The sequence below is a fragment of the Mycobacterium sp. genome, assembly GCF_035697385.1.
In the GTDB taxonomy this organism is placed as follows: domain Bacteria; phylum Actinomycetota; class Actinomycetes; order Mycobacteriales; family Mycobacteriaceae; genus Mycobacterium.
This window is the reverse complement of the sequence record NZ_DASSCY010000364.1, coordinates 1-9,967: the sequence shown is the minus strand read 5'-3', so window position 1 is coordinate 9,967 and position 9,967 is coordinate 1. Positions and strand designations below refer to the sequence as shown.

The following is a 9,967-nucleotide window of genomic DNA, read 5'->3' as shown; positions in this document are numbered from 1 at the left end:
TTCCGGTCCAACTGCGCCGTCCAGGATAATCACAGATTTCTTCACAGAAATCTGCTATAGCGTTACCGTCATGACAGAGCGATCGATAGATCCGGCTAATCGGATCGCCTACCTCGTCCGCATGGTGTCGGGCACCCTCATGCAGCAGATCGAGCAGGCGCTGCGGCCGGTCGGCTTGACGCAGGTGCAGCTGGGCGTGTTGGTGCATCTGGACCTGGTGGAGGGCGACGCTGGCCTGTCCACCGCCGAGCTGAGCCGCCTCGGCGGGGTGACCCCGCAGTCGATGGCGTCGGCGTTGGCCAACCTGCAACGACGCGAGCTCGTCTTGCGCGGGGACCGCCCAGCACGCGGCAGGGCGATCGAATTGCGGATCACCGACGACGGCCGCGAGCTTGCCCGCCTTGCCCAGACGCTCACCGCGGGCGTCGACGCGCGCGCGCTGGCGCTCATCGAGCCCGCCGACCGCGACCGGCTGCGGGAACTGTTGCAACTGGTGGCGATGGGTTCGGGGGCGCCGATCCCCCGCGTGCGTGGGATCGAGGTCAGCTCAAGTGCAGCGAACGAGACAAAGGTGGATGACGATGAGTGAGTTGAAGGGCCGTCGCGCGGTGGTGACCGGTGGCGGGCGCGGCATCGGGCGGGCCGAGGCGCTCGCGCTCGCACAGGGTGGCGCACGAGTGGTGGTCAACTATGCGCATAGCGCCGACGCGGCGTTGGGCGTCGTCCAGGAGATTGAGCAGATCGGCGGCGAGGCGTACGCCATCGCGGCAGACGTTGGTGATCCCAGCGCGATCGAGGGGCTCGTGACGTCGGCAGCCGACGCGTTGGGCGGCATCGATATTCTTTGCAGTAACGCAGGAATCGAGCACTTCGGCGAGCTGGGCACGGTGACCGCTGAGGAATTTGACCGCGTGTTCGCGGTCAACACCCGGGGGCAGTTCCTGGCCGTTCAAGAGGCCACCCGGGTCATGGGCGACGGCGGCCGGATTGTGTGTACTTCCTCGGTGAGCGCTACCACGCCGTTTCGGCAACACGCCGTGTACAGCGGCTCCAAGGCCGCCGTCGAGGGGATGGTCAAGTGCCTTGCACTTGACCTCGCCGCTCGAGGTATCACGATCAACGCCATTGCCCCTGGCGGTACGGAGTCAGACATGTCGGCCGAGTACACCCCGTTCTACGAGGCCGGTGGCGGATCGCTGCAGTTCCCGTTCGGTCGAATGGGCACCCCTGAGGACATCTCAAAGGTCGTGCGCTTCCTCGCATCACCCGACAGCGGGTGGATCACCGGTCAGACAATCCGGATTGCCGGTGGCGAGTAGCCGCGCGGGCAACCCCCATTCCCTGATGAAAGAAGAAAGAAACCGATCCGCGACGGACCGTGGCACACCGTCGCCGGTCACAACTCGAGATGAAGGCGCAGCGCCTGATCGAGTTCTGTTAGTTGAGCGGGAGAGAGTCGGCCCATTCGACGTCCCAGCCGCTCCATTGCAACGGACCTTATCTGTTCGGCCTGCGCCTTGGAATCGACGATGAGACCAGTCGTGGCGGCCGACAAGAACACTTGGAATGGATAGATCTTGGCGACGTTGCTTGTCACTGGCACGACTGTGATGACGCCGCGCCCAAGGCGGAGTGCCGTCGCGTTGGCTCGATCATTGCTGACGATGACCGCAGGTCGCTGCTTGATGGTTTCGCTACCCTGTGCGGGCTCGAAGTCCACCTGCCAGATGTCACCGCGCAGCATCACCGAGTCCGTCGCTGGCGACATTCTCCCACGCCTCTTCCTCGCCGGCGGAGGTCCATTCCGACCAAGCATCGTCATAGTCGTCTTCAAGCGCTGGATAGCGCAGCATGCGGATCGCGCGCTGAACACCTGCGGAGCGTGACGACAAGCCAACTCGCTCGACGTACCGGTCAAGCACCTCGACATCTTCGTCGGAGAGACTCACGCTAAGTTTCACACTTGGATCCTACCTCGGTACTACCAGTAGTAGGATTCCATTGACAGCTGATCGGAACTAGCTGGTGAACTGTTTCGATAGATCTGAGAGCCGGCCCAGCTCGTCTGCCGACAGCTGGACCTTCAGCGCGCCGGCGCCAAGTACGCCGCCGTCATCAGCCGAGACGACGAACACCGCGAACACGCCGCCAAGAATCGGGCGATCAAGCCCATTCGCGAACTCATCGCGCGCGGCGTGCGCGACGGTGAGTTACGGACAGACCTGCCCGGCGACACGCTGTTCGAGATGTACTCGGCACTGATCGCGCGCGCGCAACTACTGACCATCACTGAGACGGTGACGCCCGAGCAGGCCGCGGACGCCGTGGTGGCGGTTTTCCTCGAGGGTGCGCTGAAGCGCTAATCCCGTGCCCCACGCAGCGCAGTCTTCACGAAGTGCCGCTTGGCCGCGGAGTAAGCCTCGCGATCGTCTCGGTGCGTCTGGGCGAGTTCGTATTTGAGTAGTTCGTAGCGCTGACGCAACTCGGGTTGGGATCGCAGCAGGTCGCGGAAGATGCGCAACTCTTGGCTGTGAGGGTCGTCGTGCTCGATGAGATGCAGGTGGTGTGTCCGCGCTTCCGGGCGTGGACGCAGAAACCACAAGCGCCAGGATCGATTCGGATCAGTGGGCCAGAAGAGCCAACCCGCGGCTTGCAAAAGCGGCACCGCCCCCTGTGCATCCGCGAGGGATGTGACGGGGGCGAGGATATCGATGATTGGTTTGGATGCCAGACCCGTGACCGAGGTCGATCCCACATGCTCGATCGGAGCCGCCAGCCACCTGCTCAACGCCGGGGACAACAGATCGCGCTGCTGTGCGAACTTCTCCTGCCAACGAGCGTCGTACTCGACGATCTGAACTGGCATGTCGGCCATCACCCCAACCTAGCGACCGCCGGACACCACGAAGTGAGCGAAAACTGGGCCGAGTGTGCGGTGTCGTACGCGACACGCCGGTCGCGGCGTATCAAACCGCACGCTCGCGAACACCTCGCTCGGCCTTCGGTAGGGTCCTGCGGGTGACTGCGAGCGCAACCGTCAAGCCTGTAAATGCCCGTATTGCTGAGGAACTCGGGGTAGGGGCAGCCCAAGTCGCGGCTGCCGTTCGGCTGCTCGACGAGGGCGCGACGGTTCCGTTCATCGCCCGGTACCGCAAGGAGGTCACCGGAAGCCTCGATGACGGCCAGCTGCGGACACTCGAGGAGCGCCTCGGGTATCTGCGGGAGCTCGACGACCGTCGCGCGGCTGTGCTGGCCTCCATCGAGGAGCAGGGCAAGCTCACCGACGAGTTGAGGGCCGCGCTGATGTCGGCGGACACCAAGGCACGTGTCGAGGACATTTATCTGCCGTACAAACCCAAGCGGCGGACCAAGGCACAGATCGCCCGCGAAGCTGGGCTGGAGCCGCTGGCCGATCGACTGCTCGCCGCCCCCACGCTCGTGCCGGAGGAGGTGGCCGCGGACTTTCTGTGCGACGGCGTTGCCGACGCCGCGGCAGCACTGGAGGGGGCGCGGCACATCCTTGTCGAGCGCGCGGCCGAAGACGCCGAACTCGTCGGCGCCGTCCGTGAGAAGTTCTGGCACGACGGATCGTTGCAAACGAAGCCGTGGTCGGAAGAGGTCGCCAAAACTCCTGCAGCGCAGAAGTTTCGCGACTACTTCGAGTTCTCCGAGCCGCTGGAGAAGATGCCCTCACACCGCGTGCTTGCGGTCATGCGTGGCGAGAAGGAACAAGCCCTCGCGATGACCTTCGACGGCGGTGATGACGAGGTGTATCAGGCCATGATCGCCCAGGCTCTCGGTATCGACACTGGGTCGAGCGCCGCGGCGACACCGTGGCTGGCCGCCACCGTGCGGTGGGCGTGGCGCACCAAGTTGATGGTTTCCGCTGGGATCGACGCGCGCATCCGGTTGCGACAACGTGCCGAGGTGGACGCAGTCGCGGTGTTCGCGAAGAACCTCAAAGACCTTCTGCTCGCCGCACCGGCGGGCGCCCGCACGACACTCGGCCTGGATCCCGGCTTCCGGACCGGTGTCAAGGTGGCTGTGGTGGACGCGACCGGCAAAGTCGTCGACACCTGTGCGATTTTCCCGCATCAACCACAGAAGCAATGGGATTCGGCCAAGGCAACTCTGGCGGCACTCGTCGCTCGCCACCGCGTCGAGCTGATCGCTGTCGGTAACGGCACGGCGTCGCGTGAGACGGACGCGCTGGCCGCCGAACTCATCGCCGATATCCGGGCCTCGGGTGCCGATGCCCCGGCGAAGGCGATGGTGAGCGAAGCCGGCGCGTCGGTGTACTCGGCCTCGGCGTATGCGGCGCGCGAGCTGCCCAGCCTCGACGTGACGTTGCGCGGTGCGGTGTCGATTGCCCGGCGGCTGCAGGATCCGCTGGCCGAACTGGTGAAGATCGAGCCGAAGTCGATCGGCGTCGGGCAGTACCAGCACGATGTGACGCCGGGGACGCTGGCCCGCAGCCTCGACGCTGTGGTCGAGGACGCTGTCAACGCGGTGGGCGTCGACCTGAACACGGCGTCGGTCCCGCTGCTGGCGCGGGTGTCCGGGGTCTCGGAGTCGTTGGCCGAGGCCATCGTCGCCTATCGCGACGAGACCGGAGCGTTTCGCAACCGAAAGGCGCTATTGGGCGTTCCGCGCTTGGGCCCCAAGGCATTCGAACAATGTGCCGGGTTCCTGCGGATCCGTGGCGGCGACGATCCCCTCGATGCGTCCGGTGTTCACCCGGAGACATACCCGGTGGTGCGGCGAATTTTGGATCGTTCGGGAGTCACGCTCGCCGAACTCATCGGCAACGATCGGCAATTGCGGTCGCTGCGCCCCGCTGACTTCGCCGATGATCGATTCGGCATCCCCACCGTCACCGATATTCTCGCTGAACTCGAGAAGCCCGGACGTGATCCGCGGCCCGCATTCTCAACGGCCACGTTCGCCGCCGGCGTGGAAAAGGTTGCGGACTTGAAGGCGGGCATGGTGCTCGAAGGTGTGGTCACGAACGTCGCGGCTTTCGGTGCCTTCGTCGACGTGGGTGTCCATCAGGACGGCCTTGTCCACGTCTCGGCGATGGCTGACCGCTTTGTCTCCGACCCGCACGAGGTGGTGCGGTCCGGCCAAGTGGTGCGGGTCAAGGTGATGGAGGTCGACGTGGAACGCCAGCGCATCGGGCTGAGTCTGCGTCTCAACGACACGCCACAAAGTGGTCGTGGCAAGCCGGCGGACCGCAAGGATGCGCCGCGTCGTGATGGCGGCGGCCGAGGGCAACGGTCAAATCCTGCCCGTGGCAAGGATTCTGGCCGCCAACCGTCCAACGAATCCGCAGGCTCGATGGCGCAGGCCTTGCGTGACGCGGGCTTCGGGAGGTAACCACATCCGCGCAGCGCGTAAGTCTTAGGACCGGACCTGTCCGCTATGACTGCGAGGCTGAGGTCATGAGTACTAAGACGGACGATCTGACGGCGAAGCCACCCCTTGTTGAAGAGGCCGTACTCGACGATCTGCGCCGCCGCCTACACGCGACCAACCGTGTCAGGCTGCCGGAGGGCACCGGCTGGGAGCGTGGCACCGCGGGCACTTCTCCGCCTGGGAGCAACCGGAAGGCTTTGTCGCCGGACTGCGCGCCGCGGTAGAGATAGCCGCGGTGTAAGGATCGGGTCGCCGACAAAGCGTCCGTGCGTCGGCGATGAGTTAGGTCCATTCGCGGAGTCCAATCAGTATCTGTCGACGACCCAGGAGGAACGCGTGGCCCAGCTTGTCAGAGTTCAGAATTTCGGCGTCTCGCGCGACGGTTTCGGTGCGGGTGAGAACCAGAGCTTCGAGCGGCCGTTCGGCGACGCCGACCCCGGTGACATGTTCGCGTGGGCGGGCGCCACTGCGAGCTGGCCCAACCGCACCGACCCGGGCGGAAGTCGGGGCCTCGACGACTACTTCACACGGGACTTCGCCCACAACATCGGCGCCGAGATCATGGGCCGCAACAAGTTCAGCCCACTGCGCGGCCCGTGGCAAGACTACGAATGGAAAGGCTGGTGGGGCGACGAGCCGCCGTTCCGTACCCCGGTATTCGTCATGACGCACCACGAGCGTCCGTCATTCACCCTGTCCGACACCACGTTCCACTTCGTCAACGGTGACCCCGCCACCGTCCTCGAGCAGGCGCGGGAGGCCGCGCAGGGCAAGGACGTCCGGCTCGGTGGCGGTGCGACCACGATCCGGGAGTTCCTCGACGCTGATCTTGTCGACACCCTGCATGTGGCGGTCTCGCCGAAGGTCGAGATCGGAGCCGGGGCGCGCCTGTGGGAGTCGCCCGATGAGCTGGACGACCGGTTCCACCATGAGGTCGTGCCCAGCCCAAGTGGCGTCATACACCACCTGTTCTGGCGATGACCCAGGCGTCTAGGAAACGTTGCCCCGTTAGCTCGAGGCGCCTTCCAGTTGGCGCAGAAACTCATAGCACCGATGTGCCCGCTCGGAATCCTGAGCCATGACCTCCTTGAAAAATGCTGCGACGTCGTCCCTTCCGGCGTTCTCGGCATCACGCACATATTGGCCATAGTCGTGCCCCGCCTTCAGTGAGTGGTACTGCACAGAAGTGAGATCGAACGTCACGTCGTCGAATCCGGTTTCACCTGTAGCCACGTCTGTCTCCGTTGGGAATGGTCACCTGGTGGCAGACGTACTCGCCGCAGGGCTGGCCAAACAGGCCGCACTTCCGTCAAAACGTGTGACGGTGCCGGCCGTTGGATACACGATCATTACGTGTCCGATGGCCGGCACGGCTGCGAGAAACGAGGACTACTCCATGGAGCCGATATCGCCAACCGATGCGCTGTTCCTGATCGGGGAGTCACGCGAACACCCCATGCATGTGGGGTCTCTGCAGCTTTTCCAACCTCCCGACGGCGCCGGTCCGGACTTTGTCCGCGAGTCCTACGAGGCCATGCTGGCCTGCACCGACGTCCAGCCCACCTACCGCAAACGTCCAGCTTTCTTCGGCGGTGTCACCAATGTGGCGTGGTCCTTCGACAAGGAGGTGGAGCTGGACTATCACCTTCGACGCTCCGCATTACCCCGGCCTGGAAAAGTCCGTGACCTGCTCGAGCTGGTTTCCCGGCTGCACGGCACCCTGCTCGACCGCCACCGGCCGCTGTGGGAGGCGCACATCGTGGAGGGTCTGCACGACGGGCGATACGCCGTCTACACGAAGTTCCACCACGCACTCATGGACGGCGTCTCGGCGATGCGGCTGATGCAACGCGCCTACAGTCCGGACCCGGACGACGAGGAGGTCCGCGTGCCGTGGAGCCTCGGCCCTCGTAACCGTCGACAGCAGTCGAAACGGCCGTCGCTGGTGGCACAGCTGGGCGGCGCGGCCGGCTCGGTGGCCGCGCTGGCGCCGTCTACCGTGAAGTTGGCCCGGGCGGCGCTGGTCGAACAGCAACTGACGCTGCCGTTCCGCGCGCCCCGCACGATGTTCAACGTGCGCATCGGCGGCGCGCGCCGGGTCGCCGCCCAATCCTGGTCCCTTGACCGCATCAAAGCCGTCAAGTCAGCGGCCGGGGTGACCGTCAACGACGTTGTGCTCGCTATGTCGGCCGGTGCGCTGCGTGCTTACCTCCTCGAGCAGGATGCTCTGCCTGATGATCCGCTCATCGCGATGGTGCCGGTGAATCTGCGCAAGGACGACGACGACCGCGGCGGCAACTTGGTCGGCACGTTCCTGTGCAATTTGGCGACGGACGTGGAGGACGCGGCCAGGCGGCTCGAAACCATCAGCACGTCGCTTCGCGACACCAAGAACGTATTCAACCAACTGCCGCAGGTGCAGCAACTGGCGTTGTCCGCGTTCAACATTGGCGGACTGGTCTTCGGTTTGATCCCCGGCTATCTGTCCGCTGGCACTCCGCCGTTCAACATCGTCATCTCCAACGTGTCAGCGGGTCGCGCCGAACCGCGCTATTGGCGTGGTGCCCGATTGGACGGCAACTACCCGCTATCGATCGCGCTCGACGGTCAGGCGGTCAATATCACCGTGACCAACAACGCCGACAACCTCGACTTCGGTCTGGTGGGCTGCCGCCGCAGCGTCCCGCACTTGCAGCGTCTGCTCGGCCATCTGGAGACGTCGCTGAAGGATCTTGAACGAGCGGTCGGCGCCTGAAGCCGGGTCGCGGGCCCGTGGTGCAGACCACATCGAGGTTTGGACTTCCGTATCGGTGGAATCTGTCTGCAACGGACGAAGAGGGGACTGTTATGACTGAACGAAGCAAAGCGGACGAGGCCCGTGAGGGACTGATCGACTCCGTGAAAGGCAAGGCCAAGGAAGTCGTCGGCGCCATCACCGGCAACGACTCGCTGACTACCGAGGGACAACTCGAGCAGACCGAAGCCAAGGAGCGCAAAGAGGCCAACGCCGTAGAGGCAGTGGCCGAGGCCGAGGCGGCCCAAGCGCAAGCCGACGCGACCGAAGCCAAGCTGGCGGGTGCCGAAGAGCGAATCGCCGTGGAAGCCGAGACGGCTGCCCGCAAGGATTCGATTCACGCCCAGCAGGCGGCTCAGAAGCGGGCCACCGAGCAGGCTGCACACCGGGACCTCGCCGAGGATCAGACTCGGGCCGAACTCGACGCCCAGCGCAAGATGCAGCAGGCGAAAGCCGAGGAGCGCGCAGAAGTCCGCGCCGCCGACGAGCAGATCGGCGACGCCCACGACGATCACCGCGACGCGGTGCGCGAGTCAGCCCAAGCCCGGGCCGAAGCCGATCGGATCAGACGGCAGGCCGACAGTCTGACCAACGAAGCCGACCTGCCCTGAGCGCCGGCAAGAAACAGGAGTTAGCAATGAACATCACCGATGTCCCGTTCGCAGTCATGCGATTTCAGTACCAGCTCGCCCGGTTTCCGCTGCAGCTGATTGAAGAGCAGGTAGTCGCTCGCATGGATTCCGAGGCGCCCGCCCGGCTGTTCTATGAACGTTCCCTGGGAATGCTCGACGTGACCGTCGGGAACGCACTGGGCGCCCCAGAGCTGGAGCAGCGGGGTACCGCGCTGCTCGAGCGCAGCGACGCGCTTCGCCGAGCGGCTGCGCTCGACGCGGCTGCCAACAAGAACATCAAGGCGGCCGACGCTGACCTGGAGGCCACCCGCGAGAAGGCTGTCGAGGATCGCGAAGACGCGGTCGCCGAGACAAAGCGCGAGGTCAAACAAGCGCGTGAAAGCGCTCAAGACCGCAAGCGCGCCGCCGTGGACAACGCTGAGAAGCGCATTGTCGCCGGGAAGAAGCGGGCCGACGAAGTCGCAGCCCAGCGTAAGAAGACCGCTGAAGCAGTCAAACGGGACGAACAGGCGAAGATTCGCGCGCAGGAGCAAAGCGCCACCGCAGCCGCCAACGCGACACTCAAGGATGCCAAGGAGAAACGCGCCGACGCGGAACGCAAGCGCTCGCAGGCCGACCGAGTTGAGAAGCTGGCCGAGACCGAGAAGCAAACCCGCCAGGCTGCGCGCAGCAAGGACGTCTGAGGCGCTGGTTTCAGGGACCTAACGATTTCGTTGTGACTCGGCGACGACGCCCGCGAACCGGGTGCAGCCGTGGTGTGGTTGACGGTGATGTCATTTGACGGGCGATCCGCCACCCGAGTGATCGTCGCCGCGGCGGCGTGTTCGGCGCTGCTCGGCGTCGGGGTGACTTCGGCGGTGGCCGCCCCCACCGCCGACGACCAGGGCTACGTCGATTCCACAGCCCGCTGCACCACGCCCGATGTGGCGGTCGCGTTCGGCAGCACAGCGACATCGCGCGTGGCGATCTGCAAGTCGCCGGAGGGTGAGTACACCTACCGGGGCGTGCGGCTGCGCGATGGCGCCAAGTTGATCGTGTCCGCATCGCAGTCCGAGGACGGCGCGTATGTCGCCGAGAACGACGGCATCACCTACATGGTGACGGCGAGCTCCTTGGTGGTCAGCGC

General features: G+C 65.1%; 15 protein-coding genes. 10 read left to right on the top strand and 5 right to left on the bottom strand.

Going from position 1 to position 9,967, the window contains the following annotated elements; translation table 11 throughout:
* Nucleotides 1–70: 70 nt before the first annotated feature.
* Both VFH65_RS30220 and VFH65_RS30215 read left to right on the top strand, forming a co-directional pair.
* Nucleotides 71–589, top strand: coding sequence for a MarR family winged helix-turn-helix transcriptional regulator (locus VFH65_RS30220; protein ID WP_353326942.1), 519 nt, complete (start codon nucleotides 71–73; stop codon nucleotides 587–589).
* Nucleotides 582–1,319, top strand: a complete 738-nt coding sequence (locus VFH65_RS30215) for an SDR family NAD(P)-dependent oxidoreductase (protein WP_353326940.1) — start codon at nucleotides 582–584, stop codon at nucleotides 1,317–1,319. The genes VFH65_RS30220 and VFH65_RS30215 overlap by 8 nt, the downstream gene beginning before the upstream one ends.
* A 77-nt stretch (nucleotides 1,320–1,396) precedes the next feature.
* On the opposite strand, the gene VFH65_RS30210 is transcribed toward VFH65_RS30215, so the two are convergent.
* Genes VFH65_RS30210 through VFH65_RS30200 form a run of 3 tightly spaced genes read right to left on the bottom strand, consistent with a single transcriptional unit; the run spans nucleotide 1,397 to nucleotide 2,144 of the window.
* A complete protein-coding gene (locus tag VFH65_RS30210) occupies nucleotides 1,397–1,747 on the bottom strand; it encodes a type II toxin-antitoxin system PemK/MazF family toxin (protein ID WP_353326938.1) in 351 nt (116 codons plus the stop codon).
* Nucleotides 1,731–1,961, bottom strand: coding sequence for a ribbon-helix-helix domain-containing protein (locus tag VFH65_RS30205; RefSeq protein ID WP_353326936.1), 231 nt, complete (start codon nucleotides 1,959–1,961; stop codon nucleotides 1,731–1,733). Before VFH65_RS30205 ends, VFH65_RS30210 begins: the two co-directional genes overlap by 17 nt.
* A gap of 57 nt (nucleotides 1,962–2,018) precedes the next feature.
* Nucleotides 2,019–2,144, bottom strand: a complete 126-nt coding sequence (locus VFH65_RS30200; RefSeq protein WP_353326935.1) for a hypothetical protein — start codon at nucleotides 2,142–2,144, stop codon at nucleotides 2,019–2,021.
* 51 nt (nucleotides 2,145–2,195) lie between these two features.
* Between VFH65_RS30200 and VFH65_RS30195 the strand changes: the two genes are divergently transcribed.
* On the top strand, nucleotides 2,196–2,363 hold the full coding sequence (locus VFH65_RS30195; RefSeq protein ID WP_353326933.1) for a hypothetical protein: 168 nt from the start codon (nucleotides 2,196–2,198) through the stop codon (nucleotides 2,361–2,363).
* Here VFH65_RS30195 and VFH65_RS30190 read toward each other — a convergent pair.
* Entirely contained in the window at nucleotides 2,360–2,875 is a 516-nt protein-coding gene (locus VFH65_RS30190) for a GrpB family protein (protein ID WP_353326932.1), read from the bottom strand. The genes VFH65_RS30195 and VFH65_RS30190 overlap by 4 nt on opposite strands.
* Before the next feature lie 143 nt (nucleotides 2,876–3,018).
* On the opposite strand from VFH65_RS30190, the gene VFH65_RS30185 reads away from it, so the two are divergent.
* The 3 genes from VFH65_RS30185 (at nucleotide 3,019) to VFH65_RS30175 (ending at nucleotide 6,396) form a co-directional block, all read left to right on the top strand.
* Nucleotides 3,019–5,376: a Tex family protein gene (locus VFH65_RS30185; protein ID WP_353326930.1), complete on the top strand. Its 2,358-nt coding sequence runs from the start codon at nucleotides 3,019–3,021 to the stop codon at nucleotides 5,374–5,376.
* A gap of 65 nt (nucleotides 5,377–5,441) precedes the next feature.
* Complete coding sequence (locus VFH65_RS30180; RefSeq protein ID WP_353326928.1) at nucleotides 5,442–5,639, top strand: hypothetical protein; 198 nt, start codon at nucleotides 5,442–5,444, stop codon at nucleotides 5,637–5,639.
* 112 nt (nucleotides 5,640–5,751) lie between these two features.
* Entirely contained in the window at nucleotides 5,752–6,396 is a 645-nt protein-coding gene (locus VFH65_RS30175) for a dihydrofolate reductase family protein (protein ID WP_353326926.1), read from the top strand.
* Nucleotides 6,397–6,423: 27 nt separating this feature from the next.
* Here VFH65_RS30175 and VFH65_RS30170 read toward each other — a convergent pair whose 3' ends face one another.
* A complete protein-coding gene (locus tag VFH65_RS30170) occupies nucleotides 6,424–6,648 on the bottom strand; it encodes an acyl carrier protein (protein ID WP_353326924.1) in 225 nt (74 codons plus the stop codon).
* A 163-nt stretch (nucleotides 6,649–6,811) separates the two neighbouring features.
* On the opposite strand from VFH65_RS30170, the gene VFH65_RS30165 reads away from it, so the two are divergent.
* The 4 genes from VFH65_RS30165 to VFH65_RS30150 all read left to right on the top strand — a co-directional run.
* On the top strand, nucleotides 6,812–8,170 hold the full coding sequence (locus VFH65_RS30165; protein ID WP_353326944.1) for a WS/DGAT/MGAT family O-acyltransferase: 1,359 nt from the start codon (nucleotides 6,812–6,814) through the stop codon (nucleotides 8,168–8,170).
* Nucleotides 8,171–8,262: 92 nt separating this feature from the next.
* Nucleotides 8,263–8,820, top strand: coding sequence for a CsbD family protein (locus VFH65_RS30160; protein WP_353326922.1), 558 nt, complete (start codon nucleotides 8,263–8,265; stop codon nucleotides 8,818–8,820).
* A 26-nt stretch (nucleotides 8,821–8,846) separates the two neighbouring features.
* The gene (locus VFH65_RS30155) at nucleotides 8,847–9,524 is read left to right on the top strand and encodes an IF2 family translation initiation factor (protein ID WP_353326921.1); all 678 of its coding nucleotides are present in this window, start codon (nucleotides 8,847–8,849) and stop codon (nucleotides 9,522–9,524) included.
* A gap of 87 nt (nucleotides 9,525–9,611) precedes the next feature.
* Nucleotides 9,612–9,967, top strand: a 356-nt coding sequence (locus VFH65_RS30150; RefSeq protein WP_353326919.1) for a hypothetical protein, incomplete at its 3' end; no start/stop codon positions are given.